The organism is Leptolyngbya subtilissima AS-A7, from assembly GCF_039962255.1.
In the GTDB taxonomy this organism is placed as follows: domain Bacteria; phylum Cyanobacteriota; class Cyanobacteriia; order Phormidesmidales; family Phormidesmidaceae; genus Nodosilinea.
The window spans coordinates 439,563-464,340 of the sequence record NZ_JAMPKY010000002.1; the positions used below are offsets into that span (position 1 = coordinate 439,563).

At 57.2% G+C, this 24,778-nt stretch carries 20 protein-coding genes; 8 read left to right on the plus strand and 12 right to left on the minus strand.

Going from position 1 to position 24,778, the window contains the following annotated elements; genetic code table 11:
• Positions 1-3 precede the first annotated feature (3 nt).
• The 6 genes from NC979_RS06645 to trxA form a co-directional block, all read right to left on the minus strand.
• The gene (locus NC979_RS06645) at positions 4-2,535 is read right to left on the minus strand and encodes a glycogen/starch/alpha-glucan phosphorylase (RefSeq protein WP_190518673.1); all 2,532 of its coding nucleotides are present in this window, start codon (positions 2,533-2,535) and stop codon (positions 4-6) included.
• 1,119 nt (positions 2,536-3,654) lie between these two features.
• On the minus strand, positions 3,655-4,287 hold the full coding sequence (upp, locus tag NC979_RS06650; protein WP_190518675.1) for a uracil phosphoribosyltransferase: 633 nt from the start codon (positions 4,285-4,287) through the stop codon (positions 3,655-3,657).
• Positions 4,288-4,430: 143 nt separating this feature from the next.
• Positions 4,431-5,699: a URC4/urg3 family protein gene (locus NC979_RS06655; RefSeq protein ID WP_190518677.1), complete on the minus strand. Its 1,269-nt coding sequence runs from the start codon at positions 5,697-5,699 to the stop codon at positions 4,431-4,433.
• A 2-nt stretch (positions 5,700-5,701) separates the two neighbouring features.
• On the minus strand, positions 5,702-7,012 hold the full coding sequence (locus NC979_RS06660; RefSeq protein WP_242023985.1) for a GTP cyclohydrolase II: 1,311 nt from the start codon (positions 7,010-7,012) through the stop codon (positions 5,702-5,704).
• 105 nt (positions 7,013-7,117) lie between these two features.
• Positions 7,118-8,599 (minus strand): glycogen synthase GlgA, encoded by a 1,482-nt coding sequence (glgA, locus tag NC979_RS06665; protein WP_190518679.1) that lies wholly within the window; start codon positions 8,597-8,599, stop codon positions 7,118-7,120.
• 201 nt (positions 8,600-8,800) lie between these two features.
• Positions 8,801-9,124: a thioredoxin gene (gene trxA / locus NC979_RS06670; protein ID WP_190518682.1), complete on the minus strand. Its 324-nt coding sequence runs from the start codon at positions 9,122-9,124 to the stop codon at positions 8,801-8,803.
• A gap of 402 nt (positions 9,125-9,526) precedes the next feature.
• Here trxA and rbp point away from each other — a divergent pair, with 402 nt between their 5' ends.
• Positions 9,527-9,859 carry an RNA-binding regulator gene (gene rbp / locus NC979_RS06675; RefSeq protein WP_190518684.1) on the plus strand — a complete coding sequence of 111 codons (333 nt, stop codon included), beginning with the start codon at positions 9,527-9,529 and terminating at the stop codon, positions 9,857-9,859.
• Positions 9,860-10,065: 206 nt separating this feature from the next.
• Here the strand turns inward: rbp and NC979_RS06680 are convergent, their stop codons facing one another.
• From NC979_RS06680 to NC979_RS06690, 3 genes are all read right to left on the minus strand, one after another.
• A complete protein-coding gene (locus NC979_RS06680) occupies positions 10,066-11,250 on the minus strand; it encodes an NAD(P)H-quinone oxidoreductase subunit H (protein WP_190518686.1) in 1,185 nt (394 codons plus the stop codon).
• A gap of 214 nt (positions 11,251-11,464) precedes the next feature.
• A complete protein-coding gene (locus tag NC979_RS06685) occupies positions 11,465-12,361 on the minus strand; it encodes a helix-turn-helix domain-containing protein (RefSeq protein ID WP_190518688.1) in 897 nt (298 codons plus the stop codon).
• Between the two features lie 108 nt (positions 12,362-12,469).
• Positions 12,470-13,537 (minus strand): adenosine deaminase, encoded by a 1,068-nt coding sequence (locus NC979_RS06690; RefSeq protein ID WP_190518690.1) that lies wholly within the window; start codon positions 13,535-13,537, stop codon positions 12,470-12,472.
• 333 nt (positions 13,538-13,870) lie between these two features.
• On the opposite strand from NC979_RS06690, the gene NC979_RS06695 reads away from it, so the two are divergent.
• From NC979_RS06695 to dprA, 5 genes are all read left to right on the plus strand, one after another.
• Positions 13,871-15,205, plus strand: a complete 1,335-nt coding sequence (locus NC979_RS06695; protein WP_190518692.1) for an adenylosuccinate synthase — start codon at positions 13,871-13,873, stop codon at positions 15,203-15,205.
• A gap of 49 nt (positions 15,206-15,254) precedes the next feature.
• A complete protein-coding gene (locus tag NC979_RS06700) occupies positions 15,255-15,851 on the plus strand; it encodes a 50S ribosomal protein L25/general stress protein Ctc (protein ID WP_190518694.1) in 597 nt (198 codons plus the stop codon).
• A gap of 96 nt (positions 15,852-15,947) precedes the next feature.
• The gene (locus NC979_RS06705; RefSeq protein ID WP_190518697.1) at positions 15,948-17,483 is read left to right on the plus strand and encodes a bifunctional aminoglycoside phosphotransferase/ATP-binding protein; all 1,536 of its coding nucleotides are present in this window, start codon (positions 15,948-15,950) and stop codon (positions 17,481-17,483) included.
• Positions 17,484-17,525: 42 nt separating this feature from the next.
• Positions 17,526-17,804, plus strand: coding sequence for a hypothetical protein (locus tag NC979_RS06710; protein WP_190518700.1), 279 nt, complete (start codon positions 17,526-17,528; stop codon positions 17,802-17,804).
• Positions 17,805-17,858: 54 nt separating this feature from the next.
• Complete coding sequence (gene dprA / locus NC979_RS06715; protein WP_190518702.1) at positions 17,859-19,001, plus strand: DNA-processing protein DprA; 1,143 nt, start codon at positions 17,859-17,861, stop codon at positions 18,999-19,001.
• Here dprA and NC979_RS06720 read toward each other — a convergent pair.
• Positions 18,998-19,579: an FHA domain-containing protein gene (locus tag NC979_RS06720; RefSeq protein WP_190518705.1), complete on the minus strand. Its 582-nt coding sequence runs from the start codon at positions 19,577-19,579 to the stop codon at positions 18,998-19,000. The genes dprA and NC979_RS06720 overlap by 4 nt on opposite strands.
• Before the next feature lie 410 nt (positions 19,580-19,989).
• On the opposite strand from NC979_RS06720, the gene NC979_RS06725 reads away from it, so the two are divergent.
• Positions 19,990-21,432: a 1-acyl-sn-glycerol-3-phosphate acyltransferase gene (locus NC979_RS06725; RefSeq protein WP_347403928.1), complete on the plus strand. Its 1,443-nt coding sequence runs from the start codon at positions 19,990-19,992 to the stop codon at positions 21,430-21,432.
• On the opposite strand, the gene NC979_RS06730 is transcribed toward NC979_RS06725, so the two are convergent.
• Positions 21,386-21,961, minus strand: coding sequence for a DUF1802 family protein (locus NC979_RS06730; protein ID WP_190518709.1), 576 nt, complete (start codon positions 21,959-21,961; stop codon positions 21,386-21,388). The genes NC979_RS06725 and NC979_RS06730 overlap by 47 nt on opposite strands.
• 35 nt (positions 21,962-21,996) lie before the next feature.
• Positions 21,997-22,770: an HAD family hydrolase gene (locus NC979_RS06735; RefSeq protein ID WP_190518712.1), complete on the minus strand. Its 774-nt coding sequence runs from the start codon at positions 22,768-22,770 to the stop codon at positions 21,997-21,999.
• A 182-nt stretch (positions 22,771-22,952) separates the two neighbouring features.
• Between NC979_RS06735 and aspS the strand changes: the two genes are divergently transcribed.
• Positions 22,953-24,746: an aspartate--tRNA ligase gene (gene aspS, locus NC979_RS06740; protein ID WP_190518714.1), complete on the plus strand. Its 1,794-nt coding sequence runs from the start codon at positions 22,953-22,955 to the stop codon at positions 24,744-24,746.
• Positions 24,747-24,778: the final 32 nt, after the last annotated feature.

The window sequence follows — 24,778 nt, forward strand, 5'->3', positions numbered from 1 at the left end:
CTCCTACTCTCCAGCCACCGGCACCGCCTTCACCTTCCAGATCTCGCGGGCATAGTCAGCGATCGTGCGATCGGCGGAGAACTTGCCGATGCGAGCGGTGTTAAGAATGGCCATGCGTACCCAGCGATCGCGGTCTTCATAGGTGCGGCTGACATGCTCTTGGCACTGCACATAGGCGGCAAAGTCAGCCATCACCATGTAGGGGTCATCCACCAACAGCGAGTCGAGGATGGGCAAGAACAGGTCGGGCTCGCCGGGCGAAAACAGCCCTGAGGCGATCACATCCAGGGTGCGCTTTAGCTCAGGGTTGGTGTCGTAGTAATACCAGGGGTTGTGGCCCACGGCCTTGCAGGCGGCGACCTGCTCAGTGGTCAGACCAAACAGGAAGAAGTTGTCGGCTCCCACCTCTTCGCGGATTTCCACATTGGCGCCGTCGAGGGTGCCGATAGTGAGTGCGCCGTTAAGGGCAAACTTCATGTTGCCAGTGCCCGAGGCCTCCATGCCAGCGGTTGAGATCTGCTCTGACAGGTCAGAGGCTGGGAATAGTCGCTGGGCCTGGGAGACGTTGTAGTTGGGCAAAAATACCACTTTCAGCCGCCCGGCCACAATCGGGTCGTTGTTGACCACATCGGCGACAGCGTTGACCAGCTTCACCACTAGCTTAGCCATGGCGTAGCCGGGGGCCGCTTTGCCGCCAAAGATCACCGTGCGGGGCACGACGTGATCCCCAGGGTTTTGCACCATGCGGTTGTAGAGGGTAATCACGTGCAGCACGTTCATCAGCTGCCGCTTGTACTCGTGGATGCGCTTAATCTGCACATCAAACATCGAGTCGGGGTTGACCTCTATACCCACGGTGTCGTGGATGTAACGGGCCAAGCTCCACTTGTTTTCTTGCTTGATGGCCTGCCAGGCGTGGCGAAACACCTCGTTGTCTAGGTGAGCTTCTAGCTGCTTGAGATCATCAAGGTTGGTGATCCAGCTGTCGCCGATGGTTTCAGAAATCAGCTGCGCCAGGCGGGGGTTGCACTGCAATAGCCAGCGGCGGGGGGTAATGCCATTGGTCTTATTGCTGAATTTGTCGGGCCACAGCTCGTAGAAATCTTGCAGCACCTCCTGCTTGAGCAGCTCGGTGTGCAGAGCGGCGACGCCGTTAATGGCGTGGCTGCCGACGCAGGCCAGGTTGGCCATCCGCACCCGGCGCTCGCCGCCTTCTTCGATTAGCGAAAGGCGTTCGAGGCGATCGGGGTCGTTGGGGTAGCGCAGCTTGACCTGGGCTAGGAAGCGGTGGTTGATTTCGTAGATGATTTCGAGGTGGCGGGGCAGCAGCTTGCCAAACAAGTCCACTGACCACTTCTCCAGCGCCTCAGGCATGAGGGTGTGGTTGGTGTAGCCAAAGGTGCGCTGGGTGATTTGCCAGGCGGCGGCCCACTCAAAGTTGTATTCGTCGATCAGCAGGCGCATGAGTTCGGCGACGCCAATAGCCGGGTGAGTGTCGTTAAGCTGAATGGCGGCAAACTCGGCCAAATTATCTAGGCTGCTGTGGTCGCGCAGGTGCAGGCGAATAATGTCTTGCAGCGAGCAGGCGACGAAGAAGTACTGCTGTTGCAGACGCAGCTCTTTGCCCTGGCGGGTCTCGTCGTTGGGATAGAGCACCTTGGTAATGTTCTCAGACATCATCTTGTTGGCTACCGCCCCAAAATAGTCGCCAGCGTTAAAGGCATCGAGGTCAAAGGCTTCTCCGGCCTCGGCCTTCCACAGCCGCAGCAGGTTGACGTTCTCGGTGCCATAGCCTGGCACCGGCACATCGTGGGGAATACCAATCACGGTCTGAGCTGGGATCCATCGCACCTGATAGTCGTCGTCGCCGTCTTTTTTGTAGACCTCAGTGTGACCGCCAAACTTGATTTCGACCCGATAGTCGGGGCGGGCAATTTCCCAGGGGTTGCCGTAGCTGAGCCATTTGTCGGGCGCTTCGACCTGGTGGCCTTGGCGAATCAGCTGGGTAAAGATGCCAAATTCGTAGCGAATGCCGTAGCCCACCGCCGGCAGGTTAAGGGTGGTGAGCGAATCCATAAAGCAGGCGGCCAGCCGACCCAGTCCACCATTACCTAGGCCAGGCTCAGCCTCGCGCTCTAGCAGTTCGTCGAGGTCGAGGCCGCAGTCGGCTAGGGCGTGGCGCATGGTGTCGTAGAGGCCCAAGTTGATGAGGCCATTGCCGAGCTGACGCCCCATCAAAAATTCGGCCGACATGTAATAGACCGTCTTCGCCCGCTCTTGAGCGTAGGTTTTAGCGGTGCGAATGCGCTTTTGCAGGAGCTGATTACGCACGCTGTGGGCCAGCGCTGTGTAGTAGTCGTGGGCGTTGGCAAACTGTTCATCTTTGCCCTGTACCCAGTACAAGTTGTTGACCAACGCCTGCTGAATTTGGCTCACCTGCGCTTCGGCATCGAGCGCAACACCTGCCGACTCTAACGACAGTGGCACCTCTGTCGTTGTGTTTGATTCGGGCAGACGAATAGATTGCTTAGCCATAAGAACCCTTAATACTGTAGTAATCACACAAGAATTCGCTGGCAGCCCGTAGGCTCGAAGCAGATGCCGCGATGGTCAGACTGCCTGTAGGGGCGATCGCATTACCCAAGACAAATTACAGGGCAATTCACCATTCGCGTTGACAACTTGGCCTCAATGACTTGAGACTTTTACACCAAGCAAACCCAACTATGGATTGGTTCTCTCGCCCAGCGTGGTCAAAGGCCTGTCTTGAGCCTTAGGCTTTTGGCGAGATTGACCTCATTTTAACTGGCTGCGAATAAAACTCTGTCGTCTAGCCAACCGACAAAACTGCTGAACGAAAGAAAAAGACCTGTTAACCGGCTCTAAAAACTCCTCAGCCCGTTACTCAGCTCGCCTCAAGAAATGCTGACAAACGCTGCGAATGCCCCAATTAGCTCACTTTTAGAGTCCTTAAAAGAGTATGAAGGACAATATTATGAGCCGCTGATTTAGAAGTATGAAGTTAAATGAATTAGTGCGTCAAAGAGCGGATTTTTTTGACTTCAAGCCCTGAAACCCTTATCGTTAATGCCTTTTCGATGTAACAAAAGCTTCATGAACAATTCTAAATATTTCCAGAAGCTGCTTTACATAGCTTTACGCAACACCTTGCTACTTCCGGATGACGTGCTTAGGTAAAAACTAGCTGTTCTCGATTATCTTAATCAATTTGTTGACCAGATGAATTCTAGATTAAAAAACAGTTCCACCTGTTGTGTCACGACTTAAAGATAATAAATGCTGATTTCCTTAAGACTAAGGCTATTTATAAGTCTGCGTCAGTCACCCAAATTTATGAAGTTATTGTAGGCCAACGTTTTGATTGAATGCTTTTGCGATCGCAAAAGCATGAAAACAGAAGAGCGAGAAATTAAGAAAAGCTCAATAGTCTTAAGTTGTGGCATTTTGGCTTTCCTACTCAAACTTCATCTGCTACAGGTCAATTGGCTGAGAGAATTTAGCGCCACTCAACTCTGACCAGGAGCTTGAGCCGCCGCATCTCATAGGAGCGTCTACGGGTCTAGGGCAACCGTTTAGTTGAACATTCAAACGTTAGGAACAAGGCTGATCAAGCGTGAATGAGGTTTGGCGTTGCTACTTAGTGCCAAACAGGCGATCGCCTGCATCCCCCAGGCCGGGCAAGATGTAGCCGCGCTCGTCCAGTTTTTCATCTACGGCGGCAGCGTAGAGGGGCACGTCGGGGTGTTCGCGGTGAAAGTGGGCAATGCCCTCGGGGGCGGCGAGCAGGCAGAGAAAGCGGAGCGATCGCGGCTGAGCCTGTTTTAACGGGTACAGTGCCGCCACCGCCGTATTGCCCGTAGCGATCATCGGGTCAACGACGAGAACGTCGCGATCGCTCAAATCCTCCGGCACCTTGAAGAAGTACTCAATCACCCGCAGGGTTTGGGGATCGCGGTAGAGACCAATGTGCCCCACCCGCGCCGAGGGCATCAGCTCCAAGATGCCGTCGAGAATGCCCTGCCCCGCCCGCATGATCGAAACGACGACTAGCTTTTTCTCCGGAGCCAGCACCGGAGCTTCCATCGTGGCCATGGGTGTCTGGATGGTTTCTAGCTTCAGCGGCAGATCGCGCGTCACTTCGTAGGCCATCAGCAGGCTGATTTCCTTTAGCAGCGTGCGAAACTTTGCCGTGCTGGTCTCGGCCCGCCGCATCAGGGTGAGCTTGTGCTGGATGAGGGGATGGTCGATGAGGTGGAGATCAGGCATAGGTTAGTAGAGAGGAGGATGGGTGGGTGAGGGAAGGGGAAAATGCAAAACTCAAAGTTTCTCCTGCAAAGACGCTGCACGTAGGCAAAGCCAGTCCGAAGGATTTACAAAGTTTTGAATTCTCCATTTTGAATTTTTGAACTCTAAAACACCGTGCCATCGCTGGCCAATTGAATCGGCGGTTCTCCCCCCGATCGCCTCTCCGCAGCGATCTGTCGCCCCGCCGTCCAGGTGCCTCCCTGGAGAATTTTTACCAGGGGAAGCGTTTCGGCATCCAGGTTTAACGACTGGCGAATGTGGGTGGCGAGGTCGTCTAGCAAACAGAGGGTGAGGGCGCGCCATTCAACTATCAGTGAAGAATTGGGCGGATGGGCGACCTCAAAATCAGCAGAATTTTTGAGGCTGAGGACACCCATATCCACAAACAGCCCCCCGTTGCGGTATTCGGCTAAGCCGGTGAGCTGATCGAGATCGGTGATGGTGAGGCCGAGGTCTTGCAGGGGTTCCAGCAGCGAATAGGTGAGCCACTGGGAGAGCTTGTGGAAGGGGACAAGGTTGCTGCCGGAGCCAGTATCGGGCAGTTGAGGATGGGGCCATACGTCGCCGAGATTGGTGCCCGCCAGTTCTACCCGTCCGGGCCAGATCGGCCCCAGGCCTAGCAGAATGGTTTGCAAAACGGTCGTTGCTGATAGCTGACTCTGGAAGGCAATTTGTAGCCAGTAGTCCACCAAGTGACCTGGTCGGGGAAGGTCAGACCCAAAGAATTGGGGCCACTGGCGCAGGGTGTGGCCGAGTTTTTGCAGCAGCGCTACTCGTCCTTCGAGTCCCAATAGTGGATTGTCGTTGTTAACCTGGAAGGCTTGGGCAAGTTGGTTAGCAGTGAGTTGCGTGAGCCCATGGGCGTCTGCTTGCCAGGGATGGTCGGGTTGGCTAGAGAAAAGTCCCGCAGTGAAGCTGTGGAAGCTGGCGATCGCCAACCCCTCCGACCGTTGAAACTCAATTCCCGTCCCTGGCTCCACGTACCGCCACCGACTCCCGGCTCCAGCGTCCAGCAGCACGCTGGTGATCGCCAAATCCACCTTCAGCCTTGCCTGCTCTAGTAGATCCAGTCTCGATAACTCTGGCTCTAGAAGGTCTAGGCGCGATCGCCCTTCTACCTCAAAATGTCGCCAGCGCGAGTGAAAGGGAATCTCACCATCGGGATACTGCTGCCGCATGACGTCGAGAACGTAGGCAGCGGTAGCGGATAGGGCTTCGGGATGGTAGCGAAAATGCTGGAGCTGATCCTGCTCGGCTAGCTTAAAAAGGGCGCGGGTGCGATCGCGAATGGCCTGCGGACTTTGCAGGTAAGCGATCGCTGCCTCTGCTGTCGTGTGGGCACCGCCCACCATCCCATCGCTGCCTATTACCATCCTTATTCCAAACCCCGCCCCTTCACCTGGGCCAGATCTTCTTCGGTGGGGGCTACTTTGTCGGTGTAGTAGCCCGCCGCCTTCTTGGCCTCAATCTCTACCCGCGCATCAGGGGGCACCAGATCGTCGGGGATCGGCACGCGCTCAACAATCTCAATACCCGAGCGCACCAGAGCGTTGTACTTCATGTCGCTCATCGACACGAAGCGATCGATGCGGGTCACCCCCAACCAGTGCAGCACATCGGGCATCAGCTCCTGAAAGCGCACATCCTGCACTCCGGCCACGCACTCGGTGCGGGCAAAGTAGGCATCGGCGCGATCGCCCCCTTCCTGCCGTTTGCGGGCGTTATACACCAGAAACTTGGTCACCTCTCCCAGGGCGCGCCCTTCCTTACGGAAGTAGATGATCAGCCCCGCGCCCCCCTGCTGAGCCGTAGCAATACATTCTTCCAAGCCGTGCACTAGGTAGGGGCGACAGGTGCAAATGTCAGAACCAAACACATCCGAGCCATTGCATTCATCGTGAACCCGTACCGCCAAGGGCCGAGTCGGGTCAGTGATAGCGTCGGGATCACCAACGATATAAACCGTAATGCCGCCGATAGGAGGCAAAAATACCTTCACATCAAACCGCGTTACCAGCTCAGGAAACATGCCGCCGGTCTGCTCAAACAGGGCGTAGCGCAGCTCGTCTTCGCTGACCCCGAGGCGCTGGGCTACCCCCGGCAAATACCACACCGGCTCCACGGCTGCCTTAGTGACCACTAGGTCGCCACCAGGTTTGACGATTTCGCCGTCTTCTTTAATTCGCCCCTGACGCACCGCCTCTAGCAGTTCCGGCATTTGAATATGGGCCCGGGTGACGGCGATCGTGGGGCGAATGTCGAGGCCTTCGGTAATCTTGTCGCGATAGACATCGCCAACTAATGCCCCAAAGGGGTCGAGGGAGACGATTTTGTCAGGGTCAGCCCAGCTAGGGTGAGGGCCAATGGCGATCGCAGGGGAGGTATTGGTAAAATCAGGCCTATGGTCAGGATCCAGCACCCCGCTAGCCACCGCCAGAGCGCGGTACACAGCATAGGAGCCAGAATGAGTACCAATGGCGTTGCGGTGGTTGGGGTCGGTGACCGTCGCTACGATTGCCCCACGCTGAAGAGGATCCCCATGGCCCCACTGCACCGAATTCCCTTTGAGCCCCGACCGATTGGAGTGAGAGGTCAGCACAATATGACGGCGCTTGGGCAAGGCTCCGGTCTCGGGTAGACCGGGTTGGATCAGGTTTCCCGCTGCCGAACCGTTACCATCGCTCATAGGTGCCTCGTGGAACAGAAACCACTAATCTGCCACACTTTCCCCCTTACAAACCGCTCACAAGTGACAGACAGCAGTACCGTCCGTCCCGCAGGGTTCTCCGCTCTATTTTGCTAGCGGAGATTTGGGAAGAGTCGCATCCACCACCACTAGCGGCTCCTGGGGAGAGGTCGTAGCTGGGGCTAACTCGGGCTTAGACAGCTGGTCTTTAAAGTCGATCCCCAGCATTTCGCTGTAGAGCTTGACGTAATCGATCGCCGATTTGTCCCAGCTAAAGTCTTGCTCCATGGCCCGCCGCTGTAGCGCCCGCCAAGCATCCTTAAAGCGGTAGCCTTCCCAAGCGCGAATGAGGCAGGTAAACAGGTCCAGCGGCTCGTAGCGGTCAAAGCAGTAGCCCGTGCCCGTGTGGTGCTCGGGGTCGTGGTGCTGCACCGTATCCACCAAACCACCCGTGCGCCGCACCACCGGAATGCAGCCGTAGCGCATGGCAATCATCTGGCTAATACCGCAGGGCTCAAACCGCGACGGCATTAGAAACGCGTCGGCTCCAGCATAAATACGGCGGCCTAGCCCCTCGCTGTAGAGGAGGTAGGTGGCCATGCGACCCCGGTAGCGGCTAGCCATCTGCCAGAGCTGGGTTTCGTAGTAGCGATCGCCCGTGCCCAGCAAAATAAACTGCGCGTCGGTATAGGAGAGGAAGCGGTCCAGAATTTGCAGAATTAGATCCAGCCCCTTTTGCTCCACCAGGCGGCCGACCAGCCCCACCAAAAAGGCCTTAGAATTCACCTCTAGACCCAGCTCTTCTTGAATCGCCACTTTATTGGCGCGGCGATTTTCAAGGCTGTCAGGGGTAAAGTTTTTAACGATATATCTGTCAGTGGCGGGGTCGTAGGACTCGTCATCAATGCCGTTGAGAATGCCGCCTAGCTTGCCGCTAATAAACGACAGCAGCCCCTCCAGCTCTTCGCCGTAGTCGGGAGTTTTAATTTGCTGGGCGTAGGTAGGCGACACCGTGTTGACGCGATCGGCAGCCTGCACCGCCGCCGCCATGGTGTTGTGCCCCTGCATGTACCACGGGCACCAGGTAATGCGCTCTAGCTCCCATCGCCACGGCCCTTGGTAAGCCAGGTTGTGGATGGTAAACACCGTGCTGATGTCGGGCGACTGCTGCATCCACACCGGAATCATGCCCGTGTGCCAGTCGTGGCAGTGAATAATCTGAGGCTTCCAGTAGTTCCAGGCAAACTCAGCCGCGCCGTTGGCAAAGAATGTAAACCGCCAGGCTTCATCGTCGCCACCATAGACCTTACGGGGATCAAAGGCGGGGTGGCCAAACAGATAAACCGGCACATCAGACTCAGGCAGAGTAGTTTCGTACACCGCAAAGTCGTTAAACATGGCGGTGCCTTTCCACACCGGCTCTTCAGGAATATCGACCTTGTCAGGCAAAAAGCCGTAGTAGGGCATGAAGATGCGCACGTCGTGCCCCATTTTGCGCAGCACTTTAGGCAGGGAACCCACGACGTCACCCATACCGCCGACCTTAGCCAGGGGTGCCGCTTCTGCTGCTACAAAAAGAATTTCCATATCGCCCGCCCTGCTGTTGGATCAATCGGTTGTCCTCAGTCTACGGGGGTGTGGGCGTTATGCCTAGATCTGCCCTCAACCCTACGATCGCAGCTCGGCCAGTTGCCCCATCCACGAGCGGTTTGGTCAACTGGCCCTAAACTATCGCGACCTGCGCCTATAACGGTGGCGACTAAAGAGCATTGGGCAAAGGCGAATGCCCTAGCTCAGGTACTTACTTAGGGTCTCACTATATTCGTCATACTTTTTCGCCCCCACCAAGGTTTCCGCTACGTCTCCCTGCTGAAAGAACATCACGGCGGGAATGCTGCGAATGCCGTAGCGCTTGGCTACAGCCTGATTGGCATCTAAATCGAGCTTGAGGACTTTGACGCGATCGCCGTATTCGTCGGCCAGCTGGTCCATCAGCGGGGCCACCAACTTGCAGGGGCCACACCAGGCTGCTGTGCAATCGACCACAAATAACGACTCTGCACTTAGAAGCGCATCAAACTCGGTTTCGTTTTCAATGTATGCAGCAGGCATAGGTGAAATCTCAGTTAAAGGCCCATTCTCCCACGGGGATGGTTCAGGAAACCGGGCGTCACCTACTGCCCTTTCCCCTTGAACAGGTTGGTAAGGCGGCTAAAAACTGATCTGAAGCAAGTAATTTGTCCAAGATCGGCGCCATCAAAACATACAAAACTTCACAATTAAAACGCTAGATATACGGTTGCACGGGGTTTGTCACTCCATAGCTAGTTTTTATTTAGCGATTTGACCCTCTAGGGTTCCACCAGCTTTTCAAACGTGCTAGGGTGTCTCCAGAGATATAGAGATCGGTTAGCAGCATTTGTTTCTAGTACTAACGAATTTTTCCGTTTTTCCATTGACAGACTTCTCTCCGAAATTTTGCTCTGCACATCCTTTAATTTTTGGAGAAAAGATATGTCAATCTACGTAGGCAACCTGTCCTATGACGCTACCAGCGAAGACCTAACCTCTGTGTTTGCAGAGTACGGGTCTGTTAAGCGGGTACAACTTCCCACCGATCGTGAAACCGGGCGTATGCGCGGCTTCGCCTTCGTCGAGATGTCTGCCGATTCTGAAGAAAACGCAGCTATCGAAGCCCTAGACGGCGCTGAGTGGATGGGCCGTGATCTCAAAGTTAACAAAGCCAAGCCCCGCGAAGATCGCGGTGGCGGCGGTGGTAACTTCGGTGGCGGCGGCGGCGGTGGTCGCCGTGGCGGTGGCGATAGCTTCTCCCGCGGCGGTTACTAAACCTCTACTCCTAGATTTGATCGTAAAGACCAAACCTAGATAAATAGCAAACAGGGTTCAGGCAGAGATGTCTGAACCCTGTTTGCTATGTGCCAAGATATCGACCTTTAGGGATGGCGTTAAGCCGAATTGACGCGTTATGGCGCGTTCCCACACCAGCATCAACGCTGTGCTTTGGCCAGAGTGCTAACCATGGCACTAACCCTCTACCGATCCACTGACCCCATAACCACGTCAATGCTGCCGAGAATAACGAAAATATCGGCCACCTTTTGGCCCTTGAGCAGGTAGGGCAGCAGCTGCAAGTTGTTGAAATCGGCAGGGCGAATCTTCCATCGCCACGGCATAGGGCTCTCGTTGCCGATCAGAAAAATGCCCAGTTCACCCCGCCCCGACTCGACCCGCACATAGTGCTCCCCGGCGGGAATTTTGAAGGTAGGGGCAATTTTTTTGGCGATGAACTGGTAGTCAAAGCTATCCCACGGCGACTTTGGCCCTTCAGCTAGGCGCTTGGCCTCGAGGGTTTCCCAGGGGCCGCCTGGTAGCCCATCGAGAGCCTGCCGAATGATCTTGAGCGACTGACGCATTTCCTCTAAACGCACCCGGTAGCGAGCCAGGCAATCGCCCTCAGACTGCCAGGCTACCTGCCAGTTAAAGTCGTCATAGCACTCGTAATGATCGACCTTGCGCAGATCCCACTGGACGCCAGAAGCCCGCAGCATGGGGCCAGAGCAGCCCCAGCCTATAGCCTCATCACGGGTGACGACGCCCAGCCCTTCGCAGCGACGGCGAAACACTGGGTTGTCGGTGACCAGGCGCTCGTACTCGTCGAGCTTGGGGGCTAAGTAGTCCACAAAGTCTTGGCATTTTTCCGTCCAGCCGTAGGGCAGGTCAGCAGCCACACCACCCACCCGGAAATAATTGTGATTGACCATGCGGTAACCGCTCACCGCCTCAAATAAATCGAGAATGGGTTCGCGATCGCGCAGCGCATAGAAAAACAGCGTCTGCGCCCCCATATCCATCACGAAAGGGCCTACCCAGAGCAGGTGATTGACCAAGCGGGTCAGCTCTAGCAAAATCACGCGAATATAGCTAGCCCGCTTGGGCACCTCAATATCTGCCAGCTTTTCTACGGCGTTGACGGTGACGGCCTCGTTGAATAAGCCACCGTAGTAGTCCCACCGGCTGGTGTAGGGGATGAACATGGTGGAAGTCCGGCTCTCGGCAATTTTCTCCATACCGCGATGCAGGTAGCCGATCACGGGTTCACAGTCGATCACATCTTCGCCGTCGAGGGTGACCATAATCCGAAAGCAGCCGTGCATGGAGGGGTGGTGAGGGCCAAAGTTAACCACCATGGGTTCGGTTCGAGTTTCAAGCAGCACCATGGACGTTTCTCCAGTCAGAGCGCATAGTTTTAGTATCGCCAGGGCGATCGCGCTCTGTCTTGCAAGTTCTTCCGCTGGTTTGCACAAACTTCCGATCGCCGCGCCTAACCTCTACCCTCACGGCAAGAGGCTATGCAAAGCTCTTGGCTCACTGTTCGATGCAGGTATATACCCAAACGCCAAAGCCAACCCTAATGACGACAACAGAGCGGCCCTAGAAACGGTTTGCCTGCCGCCATTGGCCAGGGGTCGTGCCCACCAGCCGCCTAAAGTGACGGTTGAGGTGGCTCTGGTGGGCAAAGCCTACCCGGCAGGCAATATCGGCAATGGGGAGGTCGGGCTGAGCCAGCAGCGTCTTGGCCTGCTGTACCCGGCAGCGAATGACGTACTGGTGGGGCGCGGCCCCAGTGGACTGCTTAAACAGTTGCGCAAAGTAGTGGGCGCTCATGCCCACCAGGGTGGATAGGGTCTCTAGGCTCAAGTCAGCATCTAAGTGGCTGTGAATGTAGTCCACCACCCGCTGGAGCTGAGGCTTGGCCAGCCCGTTGCCATAGGTTTTGAGCTGTGGCTTGCGAGTGGCATAGGTTTGCAGCAGATGCACGGCCAGGGCTGTGGTGAGCGCTTCGGCATAGAGACGCTCACCACCACTTTGAAGCACCCGTCTGAGACATAGCCCTAGCTGTAACACCAAGAGGTCTTGGGTAGCAAAGTGAGGTATGAGCTCAAAGGTGGTGCCGTCGGCAGCTTCGTCGAGCGATCGCCCTAGGGCAGCAGTCTCAAAGACCAAGTTCATAAATTCGCCGGGGGCATTCCAGCGCGATCGCTGTCCTACCCCGGCGGGCAGCACCAAAATGTCTCCCGGATGCACCCGCTCTGATTTAAATCGTCCATCGATCGAGCGCTCTGCCCAGACCGGTTCTGATCCGGGAAACTGAGTAAATAGCACAACACTGTGCCAGGGCGTAGACACCTCTTCCTCAATGGCTCCAGGCGGTTCCCAGCGACAGTCTACGTGAGTGCCACGCCAGCAAAAGCCCTGGGTAGACAACAGCGGCGGGGCCGTAAACAGGTTATCCACCTGGCTAGCCGTAGATAGAAGTCGAGGTGGCATGCCCTAGCCCCGCTGCTTAAACGGTGTTGCGAATCCATTGCTCCGGCCCCAGCAGCATTGCCAGAAATGCGACCAAAACCGGTGCAACCTTAGTTTAGAACAGGCCCGTTAAGACAGCGAGCCCCTCTCGGCTAGCTCCCTAGTGGGTAGGGGGCTGACGGGCGGCACTTGCAGCATGTCGGTCAATAGTGTGGAGGGGGGCTGGCTGTGTGGCCAAGCAAAGGCGTGGCGAAAGGCCGCTTCCTGGCAGGCTTGCAGCTCCTCAAAGCCGATGACGTCGTGGGTGAGCAGGTTCTCGTACTCAAAGGGCAGGCGTACGTTGTGCAGCCCCGCGTTGTCGGTGCAGATAGCGATATCAACCCCGGCCTCAAAGCAGCGATCGAACACGACTTTGAGCTGGCTGATTTCGTCTAGGGTGCCGGTCTTGAGGTAAGTGGTGGGGCACACCTCTAGGCACTGCCCTCGCGCCGCTACCTCGGGCAGTAGCTCCGGGTGTCGCAGCGGAATTTGAATGCCGTGGCCAATGCGCATCAGGTAGGGCAGCAGCTTGGGATGGTCGCCATCCACGGTTTCGTAGAGGTGGCCGGTGGTTTTGAGGCCTAGATCCTGGGCGCGCTGGTAGAGCTGGGTAAACTCGTCGATGCGATCGCCGTACTTCGCGTCACCGCCCGCCACATCGACCGCACACACATATTCGGGATATTGCCCCGCCAGTTCCACAATTGCCTGGTTCACCTCGTGGGGCAGCCGCGAGTGCATACACAGAATCTGCTTGGTCACAATGGGATACTCAGGCTGCTGGCTGGCTCGCCCGACAATTTCTACAATCTCGGCCATCGCCTCAATGCGCTGGTTCTGGGTCAAATGCTCAGGGGTGCGCAGGTAGGGGGTATAGCGCAGCTCTAAGTAGGCCAGGTTTTCAAAAATGTAGGCACCCCGAATCAGGCGATAGATGAAGTAGGGTAAGGCCTCGTAGGTTTGCACACTCTCGACGAGGGTATGCAGCTCTAGATACTCCGCAAGAGTATTCCGGGGACGGGTGTAAAACTGCTCAAACGCTGGGTAATCAGCAAACTGGCCCGACAGATCGGGGCGATTGCGCTCAAAATAGCGCCACAGGACTCGGGGTACAACAGAACCGCCTAGATGACGGTGTAGTTCAGCATATAGACTCACGGCAACCTCCGCCTTAATGAAGCTTTTGTAGTGCAGCTTTTATAGATGGACTGGGCTCGCAATGGCCTCTCAGAGCCGACTTAACCCCTGCAGAGAGGCTGTGCCAATACCATCGCGAGTCTTTGAAAAATCTAAAGAAATGTAAACTAGATATTCCCCTGTTCTATCGCATATTTCACTCATTGGGTATAAGGTTAAACACATTTAATTTGCTAAGGGTTCGGGCTCTAGGTAGCGTTGCCTTTAGTCAGAGTCACAAGATCTTGAAGTTGACACAATTACATTTACCTAGTGATAATGGGAATTTGTGTGAACTTTAGAGCCTGAATTCCCTTGGCAAACGTTGTAGTAATTGGGGCCCAGTGGGGCGACGAAGGTAAGGGCAAAATTACCGATTTGCTGAGTCGTTCGGCAGACGTAGTTGTGCGCTACCAGGGTGGGGTCAACGCCGGTCACACCGTCGTTGTTAAAGATCAAACCTTCAAGCTGCACCTGATTCCCTCCGGTATTCTCTACCCCGATACTGAGTGCGTTATCGGCAGCGGCACCGTTATTGACCCCAAGGCTCTAATTGGCGAACTCGACAAGCTGGTCGAGCTAGGAATTTCCACTAAAAACCTCTTCATTTCCAACGCGGCCCACGTCACCATGCCCTATCACCGCCTGATCGATCAGGCGTCGGAGGAGCGCCGGGGCAACCATAAGATCGGCACCACCAAGCGCGGCATTGGCCCTACTTACGCCGACAAGTCTGAGCGCATTGGCATCCGCGTCATTGACCTGATGGACTACGCCCGCCTCCGCAAGCAGCTGGAGTGGACGATTCAGTACAAAAACGGCATTCTCGAAAAGTTGTACGATCTCGCCCCCCTCGATCCAGCGGCGGTGATTGACGAATACATTGAGTATGCTGAGCGGCTGCGGCCCCACATTATTGACAGTTCCCTCCATGTCTATCAAGCCATTCGCCAGCGCAAAAACGTGCTGTTTGAAGGGGCCCAGGGCACTTTACTCGACCTCGACCACGGCACTTATCCCTACGTTACCTCCTCTAACCCGGTGGCGGGGGGGGCGTGCATCGGCACCGGCATTGGCCCTACAGTGATCGACCGGGTGATTGGGGTGGCTAAGGCCTACACCACTCGCGTTGGAGAAGGCCCCTTCCCCACCGAGCTGACCGGTGAGATGGGTGAGTTGCTCTGCGATCGCGGTGCCGAGTTTGGCACTACCACCGGTCGCCGCCGCCGCTGCGGCTGGTTTGATGCCGTAATTGGCCGTTACGCGGTGCGCATCAATGGCCTCGACTGTCTCGCTGTCACCAAGCTCGATGTCCTCGACGATGTGGATGAGATCGAGGTATGCGTGGCCTATGAACTAGACGGTGAGCGCTGCGAAGAGCTTCCGGCCAGTGCCGAGGCCTTTGGCCGCTGCAAGCCCATCTACAAAACCATGCCCGGCTGGAAACAGCCCACCGATCACTGCCGATCGCTGAGTGACCTACCCAAAGCTGCCCTAGACTATCTCAAGTTTTTGGCGGAGTTGATGGAGGTACCGATCGCGATCGTGTCGCTTGGGGCCAGCCGCGACCAGACTATCATCGTAGAGGACCCCATCCATGGGCCGAAGCGGGCGCTGCTCTACGAGAATGGCGAGTCCCAGGTAGCCTAGGGCTTGGCAAGTTTGTTTTTTGAATTTATTTTTAACGGGGGGATTTTCCATGGAACTGACTATTGAGTGCAAATCGCGCGATGCTAAGGCCAAGCCTAACGCCCTACGCCGCGAAGGGCTGCTGCCGGTAGTCCTTTACGGCCACCAGGGCACCGAGTCGGTGTCGCTGACCGTCAATCAAAAAGACGCCGACCTGCTGCTGCGCAAGGCCGCGGTCAACAACACCATGATTGACCTAAAAATTCCAGATATGTCCTGGAACGGCAAGGCTTTGCTGCGGGAAGTTCAGGCCCACCCCTGGAAGAAAACTGTGTACCACCTGAGCTTTTTTGCGGTGAAGGCTCAAGATGCTGTGGAAGTGGGCGTTACGCTCCATTTTGTAGGTGAGCCCACTGGGGTTAAAGACGACGGCGGCGTGCTCAACACCGAAATCAACGAAGTCACCGTTAAGTGCAAGGCCATCGACATCCCCGAGGTGATCGAGGTGGATGTGTCTGGGCTAGGTGTGGGTGACTCGCTCACCGTGGCCGACCTAGTGCTGCCCGAGGGCGCTGTGGTAGCTGGCGACCAAACTCAAACCATTGCTACGGTGCTCCAGGGCCGCATGGCTGAGGGCGAAGGCGAGGACGAAGCGGCAGCAGAATAGGCTTGCTTGGTTAATCTGGCAGGTTTTAATCCCTAGGGGCTAGGAAACACATTCCTGGCCCCTTTGTAGCGTTAGGCAGTTTTTGGCAGGTAGAATATGGCCGATTTTGCACTTCCCGAATTGATTCAGCAGATGAGTCAGCCGGAGTTTTATCCCCACCCGGTAGTTGAGCCCATTCGGCTGCTGCAAACCCACGTGTCCTATGTGCTGCTGACTGGTGACTACGCCTACAAGGTGAAAAAGCCGGTAAATTTTGGCTTTCTAGACTATTCCACCCTGGAAAAGCGGCAGCATTTTTGCCAAGAAGAGCTGCGGCTTAACCAGCGGGGGGCCGGAGCGCTTTACCTAGAGGTGGTCGCTTTGGGCCAAACCGGAGAAACCTATCACCTCGGCAGCGGCACGACCGTGGAGTATGCCGTCAAAATGGTGCAGTTCCCGCAGGATACGCTGCTGAGTGCTCTATTCGATCGCAGCGAACTCACCGAATCCCTAATGGCAGATCTAGCAACGGCCGTGGCCGACTTTCACCTGGGGGCCGAAACCAATGACCACATTCGCACCTTTGGTGCGGTAGAGCAGATTCGCCAGGCCTTTGACGAAAACTACGAGCAAACCACTGGTTTTATCGGCGGCCCCCAGACCCAAGCCCAGTTCGATGAGACCAAGACTTATACCGACTCTTTCTTCGCGGCCCACGGCGATTTGTTTAAACGGCGGGTTGAACAAAACTGGATTCGCGCCTGCCACGGTGACCTGCATTTAAATAACCTGTGTCGCTGGCAAGAGCAACTCTATCTCTTTGACTGCATCGAGTTTAACGAGCCCTTTCGCTACGTCGATGTGATGTATGACGTCGGCTTTGTGGTGATGGATCTGCTGTCTAAGGACTGCGCCACACTAGCCACGGTGTTTTTGAACAACTATGTAGAGTGCACCGGCGATTGGGAAGGGGTGCAGCTGCTGCCTCTGTACATTAGCCGCCAGGCCTACGTGCGAGCCAAGGTGACCTCATTTTTGCTTGGCGATCCGTCAGTTGATGAAGCGACCAAGCAACAAGCGGCTGAGACAGCGGCTGGCTACTACCGCCTCGCCTGGTCGGTGTGCCAACCCCGCAGCGGTGCAGTCTACATAATGGCCGGGCTGTCCGGCTCGGGCAAGTCCACCACCGCTCGGCAGTTGGCCAGTCACACCAATGCCATTCACCTGCGCAGCGACGCGGTGCGCAAGCACCTGGCCGGAGTGCCCCTAGACCAGCGGGGCGACGACAGCCTCTACACTCCAGAGATGACCGAGAAGACCTACGATCGCCTCCTCACCTTGGGCATTGCCCTGGCTCAGACCGGCTACCCAGTGATTCTTGATGCCAAGTACGATCGCCAGGCTCTGCGCCAAACTGCGATTGAGGCCATTCAGCAGGCGGAATTGCCGGTGAGCATTCTGCACTGCACGGCTCCCCCTGAGGTATTGGAGCAGCGGGTGCGCGATCGCGCGGGGGACATTGCTGATGCGACCGTAGCGGTGCTTCAGCGCCAGCACATGGAGCCCTTTACCGAGGTCGAGCAGCCGCTGGTGCAGGCGATTGACACTACCCGAGCGGTGCCCCAGCAAATAGCCGCTATAGTAGGGGCATAGGCACTTGCCTAGCCTCACTAGCGCCCCAGAGAGGATGTACCGGTGGCCGACAAAATTATTCCACCAGCGCTAAAAATTTGGCTGGCCTTTCTATTTATATTCTTGCTGCTGGGCTATGGCGTGGTGCCCAGCATTTTGCTGGGGGCAGTGGCCGGGTTTGCCGGAGGCACCATCAACGCCTGGTGGACGACGCCTGGGGGTGAACCCACCACCACCCTAGAACTGCCGGCACCCCTGCGACAGCTCAACCCAAGACGGCTGCCCCTGGGCAGTCTCTTTAGGCGCAGCGGCACCCAGCGTTTGCCCAGGGCGCGTCGGTAGGGCTTGCAGCACGATGCGGGCATACTGAGCGGGAGATTTTAACCCCCGTCCAGCATGGCAGAACGAGCGTATTGGCTAGCCTGGGCCCAGGCTTACGGCCTCGGCCCAATTTTGTTGAAGCGACTGTGCAGCCACTTCGGCACCCTATCTGCCGCCTGGCATGCTGAAGGAGCAGCTCTGCTAGAGGTGGAAGGCATTGGCCTGGGGACGGGGTCCAAACTGGTGGAGTATCGGCAGACGGTTTCTCCGCTAGAGCTGCTGGCCAGCTACGAACAGCAGCACCCCAATTTTTGGACTCCGGCAGATGCGGAGTACCCGGCCCTGCTCTACGAAATTACTGATCCGCCGCCGCTGCTATTTTATCGGGGACAGCCGGAGCTGGCGGGTGCCCTGCACCTGGTTCCATCGGTTGGGGTGGTGGGCACTCGCAACCCATCAGACTACGGTCAGCGCTGGACCCGCCGCCTGACCCAGCAACTGGTGGCCCACGATGTGATCGTAATCTCGGGGTTGGCCAAGGGGGTCGATCGCTACGCCCACCAGCAGACCCTAGACAGCCATGGTCTCACCATTGCGGTGCTGGGAACGGGGGTTGATCAGGTTTATCCCCTGGGCAACCGCGATCTGCACGATCGCATTGCTCGCCACGGTCTGCTGCTCAGTGAGCACCCCAACGGCACACCTCCCGATCGCGCCCACTTTCCCCGCCGCAACCGCATCATTGCCGGGCTCAGTCGAGCAGTGGTGGTGACCGAAGCTCCGGCGCGATCGGGGGCACTGATTACGGCGCAGTTGGCCAATGACTATGGCCGCGATGTATTTGCGGTGCCAGGGTCGCTGGATAACCTCAATAGTGAGGGCTGCCTGGGGCTGATCAACCAGGGCGCCCAGATGATTTTGAACGACAAGACGCTGATCGCCGCTCTCGGACAGATGCCCCAAATTAGCAATGGTGAACCGGCGGGTTACGCCTTAAGTGAAAAGGGCGATCGCCCGCCGGTCAGACCCCCGGTGTCACCGCCCTTATCCCCCACCATGGCCCAGGTATTGGCCACCATCACCAGCGAACCCATTTCCCTCGACGGCCTGGTGCAGCAACTGGCTCAGCCCACTGGGGAGGTACTGGCTACCCTCGTGCAGTTAGAGCTGATGGGTCTAGTCACTCAGCTGCCGGGCATGCGCTACCAACGTTATTAAGCGTCGTACCACACCGATTGGTCGCAGCGCTGCTGCAAAAACTCAAACCGCAGGCTTCCCAGCTTCACCAAGTCGCCGTCTTGCAGGTAGTGGCGCTGGGCCGGAGCCAGGCGGCGACCATTCACCCAGGTGCCCCCATCGCTGCCCAGGTCGGTGAGAAAGAAGCCTCGCAGGGAGTCAAAGTTGAGCGCCGCATGGCAGTCGGCAATTCCCGGCCGGGACATGGCCACGGCGCAGCAACGGCCCTGCCCCAGCAACCAGCGGGTGCCACACGGGGTGACCTCAATGGCGCGCTCGGCGTTGATGTTGGTGCTGAGAAAGGCGCGATCGTCGGCCACAATGCCCTGCACATACCAATCGGTGCGGTAGCAATGGTTTTGGGCTGTCAGAATGGGGTCGATAATATCGGCCACTTGCTCAAGGTCATAGCTCATGTTGCGAAAGAGCGTATCTAGCAGCCAGGGGGGTGAGGCGATTCCCGTTGGGGTCGCTTCGCGAATCGCGCCACCACTTGAACCTTTGGGTGTAGTGCTAGATCGCTGATCTGAGTTGGCAGAAAAGAAGGGGGAGGAAACCATAACAAACCGTCGTTTTACCGCTAACTACGTCTCTAGAACAGGTCATCCACCAACCGCAGCCTGGGCCGTAGCTTTGTCTGGAAGGGACATGGTTGTGGTGTACCTGGCTTATGCACCGGCCCAAAGTTCAACAGGTAACGTTGGGCGTTGTAGAGAAACTCCTTAGGGACTGTGATAACCACACGTGACGATTTTCCTCAAGCGCCTCGCCCGGTCGGGTTTGGCTCTTGCCATTAAACTGGGTTTCTACGGTAGGCACAATGCCAGGGCTAGGGTTGCTTATAAAAGCTTTATAGTTTCTCCGCAATTCCACTGATGAGCTTTAATCCGCTACCAGCACCGACGGAGTTTGGCGCTGCTCTGCTATATCATCGGGGTATTCATTAATGCTCTGGCCGGGGGCTAAACCCGTGAACCCCTCCACTCGTGCTCAGCCGCCGTTGAGCTTTATTCCCCCCGCGCTGGATACTCGGGTGCTAGCCCTGGTGCGCCTGGGGTTGCCCTACTGGATGCGCTGGCGAGAACAGGTTCAGCACGTAGAGGTGGTCAACGCCGAGGGGCTGGTGCAGTTGTACAAAGCATTTGATGCCGGAGAAACCCGGTTTCTACTGGCCTTTCGCCATCCCAGCCCGCTCGACTCATTTTGCATAGGACATTTGCTGTGGTATGCGGTACCCCAGCGAGCCCGAGAATTGGGTGTTAAGCTCAAGCGCCCAATTCATGTGCACTTCATCTACGATCGCGGCATTCCCCTTTGGGCTGGTGCTTGGGTCGGTAAGCTCTACGCCAAACTGGGCGGCACCCCCATTCAGCGGGGCAAGGTCGATCGCCAGGGGCTGCGATCGGCTCGCCAGCTGCTGGCCAATGGGCAGTTTCCCCTTGCCGCTGCCCCCGAGGGCGGCAACAACGGTCACACCGAAATTGTCAGCCCTCTAGAGCCGGGGGTAGCCCAGATGGCCTTTTGGTGTGTAGACGATCTGCACAGTCAGGGACGAGCGGAGCAGATGGCGATCGCCCCCCTGGGCATCTCCTACCGCTACATCAGACCGCCTTGGCGCGAACTCGATCGCTGGCTCGATCGCCTAGAGCAGGAGACTAGTCTGGCTCCCCGACAGCATCTCTACCCACCCGGCGACACCTCTAAAACCGCCATCGAGCAGCGCTATCGTCGGCTCTCTAACCTGGGAGAGCGTCTGCTCACCCTCTTAGAAAATTACTACCGCCGGGTGTATCGTGTGGCGATTCCCTCAGTTGACTCCGGCGATCGCCCCGATGCCGTGCCTCCAACTAACGCCCTGAGCAATCGCCTCGAAGCTTTAATGAATGCGGCCCTACAGGTAGCCGAAACCTACTTTCAGCTCCTGCCCAAAGGCAGCACCATTGACCGCTGTCGCCGCATTGAGCAAGCCGGGTGGGAGCATATCTTTCGCCAAGACGTTGTGAGCAACCCGCGACTTTCAGCCGTGGAGATGGGGCTAGCCAATCGCGAGGCCGAAGAAGCCTCCCTCCGCATGTGGCACATGCGCCTGGTGGAGAGCTTTATCGCCGTTACGGGCCAATACGTGCGCCAGCGACCCTCCGCCGAGCGCTTTGCTGAAACGGTGATGATTTTGCGCGACACGGTGTGCTTAATCCAAGGCAAAAACTCCTTTCCACGTCCCAAGCTGGGGCCACAGCGAGCGGTGCTCACGGTGGGGGAGCCGATCTCGGTGAGCGATCGCTGGCCCGACTACAAAACCAATCGCAAGCAGGCCGTCGCCCAGCTCACCGCCGACCTACAAAGCGCGCTAGAAGCCATGATTACGCCTATTCTGCCAGGCTCGGAGTTACCGCAGGCAGACGTGCCAAAATAGCCTCAACCTGCTGCTGATAATCTGCCTCCGCAAGAGCTGGCGTGCTATTCTCCACTCCCACCTCCTGGCCGCTCTCTACCCAGGATCGGCAGCCGCTGTAGCCCTTGTGGCGAGGTAGCATCAGAGGTTGTTGAAAACGGTAGGCCCTCAACAGCAGCCCATAGAGCGGGCGATCGGACTGCCAGTTAAGCCGTTCTGCCACAAATTGCTCATTCCACACCAGGTAGGGCAGCAGAGCCGCCGCCTCTGCTTCAGCCGTGAGGGGCAGGGCGTGGGTAATGGTCGCCCACCCGTCAAACCGCACCTGGTCGTCATGGATAATTTCTCCTTCTATCAGGGGCCAAAAGGCATCCTTCAGCAGGGCCGCTTTTTGATGCTCGACGGTGGGCAGCAGCAGCACCTGCCGGGCCGCCAGCGAAAACTGCCCTTTAGCCTCGCGAATGCCACCCTTGCGCAACAGCAGAATGGTTTCGCCTTGTAGCAGTGCCGTCACGGCCACTTGCCATTCCTTTAAAACCCACGACACCATCGTTTTTGCCTCCATTTTGCAAGGTCAAGGCATTGTTAAATTTTGAAATCTGGGGAACCAACAGCTAGCACGGCCAAATCATCCCAGTGCGCTAATACCAGGCTAGCCCCTACAACGGGCGATCGCCCCCAGGGTTCTGAGACAGAGATGAATCCTGCGGCTTGAGCTCGTTCTGCCAATGCTAGATCAGCCCAGCTATCGCCAACGACCAGGGTGTGCGCGACTGAGACTTGAAGGCGATCGCACACTACCCCCAACAGCGTTGGATCGGGCTTGGGCGGATCCTCTGGCCTCGTACCCTGCCACGCATCTACCCAGGGCAGCAGCTCGTAATGGGTCAAAAATTCTTCGACAAAGGCTGGGCTATCGGATGACAGCACTCCAATTTTTAAGGGACTGTGGTGCAGCCGCTCCAGCATTGCAGCGGTGCCCGCAAAGGGTGGGGTATAGGCGGCCTTGCCGTTGCGCTTGGCGTTGACCGCCGCGAAGCACTCTGCCACTAGCTCCGTCGCCTTTTCTAAGGGATAGCCGGCCTGCGCTAGCACAGCTACGGCCCCCTGCTTGTTGGCCTCGCGTGTGCCCGCCGCCATCAGCCCATCGGGGTCAATGCCGCTGGCAGACACCCCAAAACAGTCTAAAAGAGCTGGAATTAACGCATCTCCAAATCCTGCGGCGGTGGCACAGGCCTCTGCCCGCGCCAGGGCTGTGTGGTGCAATAGCTTCAGGGAGTCGGCCAGGGTGCCATCTTTATCAAATACAATCGCCTCCACATCGGCAATCCTCTGCTGCCCGCACCGCACCCAGACCATAGCTTTACGCTCCTCATAACAACAGCAACCCCGGCTCTAAATTGTCGGTGCAGCGGCCTCAATAGGGCTAGGGGTGCAGATGAGAATTTTGTCAGGAATTGGTTGAAAAAAATAGCTTTCAAGCTCACCCACTATCCTAGATAATGGGAAGGTTTTGAAATTTGAAATATAAGCAGTTCACTATGCGCACCCACTACTGCGGCACCCTGCGGGCCAGCGACATTGGCAGCACCGTTACCCTGTTCGGCTGGGTCGATCGCCGCCGCGACCATGGGGGCGTTATTTTTATTGATCTGCGCGATCGCACTGGCGTCGTGCAAGTTGTCAGCGACCCCGAGCGTACTCCGGCCTCTTATCCCCAAGCTGACCCGCTGCGCAACGAGTATGTGGTCAAAATTCAGGGTCGGGTCAGCCAGCGCCAGGAGGGCTCTGTGAACCCCAAGCTGCCCACGGGTGAAATTGAGATCTACGCCGACACCATCGAGCTCCTGAACGCGGTGCGCAAGCCGCTGCCCTTTCAGGTCTCCACCGCCGATTCGGAAACCGTGCGCGAAGACCTGCGGCTGCGCTATCGGTATTTAGATTTGCGGCGCGATCGCATGGCCCAGAACCTGCGCATTCGCCACGAAGTCACCAAAGCCATTCGCCGCTTCCTCGAAGACCAGGAAGGGTTTTACGAGGTTGAAACCCCCATTCTCACCCGCTCCACTCCAGAAGGGGCGCGGGATTATCTGGTGCCCTCGCGGGTCAACCCCGGCGAGTTTTATGCCCTGCCCCAGTCGCCCCAGCTCTTCAAGCAGCTGCTGATGGTGTCGGGGGTCGATCGCTACTACCAGATCGCCCGCTGCTTCCGCGACGAAGACCTGCGCGCCGATCGCCAGCCCGAGTTCACCCAGCTTGATATGGAAATGAGCTTCATGACCCAGGACGAGATCCTGGCGCTGAATGAAGCTCTGGTAGCCCATATCTTTAAGGCCGTCAAGGGCGTTGAGATTCCCCGACCCTTCCCCCGGCTAACTTATGCCGAGGCGATGGATCGCTACGGCAGCGATAAGCCCGACACCCGTTACGGCTTGGAGCTGGTGGATGTGTCTGACCTGGTGAAAGACTGCGGCTTTAAGGTATTTTCTGGCGCGGTAGCCGATGGCGGCATCGTCAAGGTGCTGCCCATCCCCAACGGCAACGACCAGATCTCCAACGTACGCATCAAGCCCGGTGGCGACCTGTTTAAAGTCGCCGCCGATGCCGGGGCCAAGGGCCTAGCCTACGTGCGGGTGCGGGCCGACGGTGCGGTGGACACCATTGGGGCGATTAAAGACAATCTCGGCCCTGAGCAAATGGCCGAACTCCTCAGCCGCACCGGAGCCACCGAAGGCACGCTGCTTCTGTTTGGGGCGGGGCCAACCACAATGGTGAATGCCACTCTGGATCGATTGCGCCAGGCGATCGCCCGCGAGATGGATCTAATTCCTACCCACAGCCTCAACCTGCTGTGGGTTACCGACTTTCCTATGTTTGAGTGGAACGCTGACCAGCAGCGGCTCGAAGCTCTGCACCACCCCTTCACCGCCCCCCACCCCGACGACGTGGGTGACCTCAAATCTGCTCGCGCCGTGGCCTACGACATGGTGCTTAACGGCTATGAAATTGGCGGCGGCAGCCTGCGCATCTACCAGCCCGAGGTGCAGAGCCAAGTGTTTGAAACCATTGGCCTATCTGAGCAAGAAGCCCGCGACAAGTTTGGCTTTTTGCTCGAAGCCTTTGAGTATGGCACCCCGCCCCACGGCGGCATTGCCTACGGGCTCGATCGCATCGTCATGCTGATGGCGGGCGAGGAGTCAATCCGCGATGCGATCGCCTTCCCCAAGACCCAGCAGGCCCGCTGTCTGCTCACCCAAGCTCCCTCTGGTGTAGACGAATCGCAGCTCAAGGAACTCGCGATCGCCTCCACCTACGAGCCAGAGGCAGACGAGTAAAATTGGAGGTAGGGGATGGGTCACAAACTAAT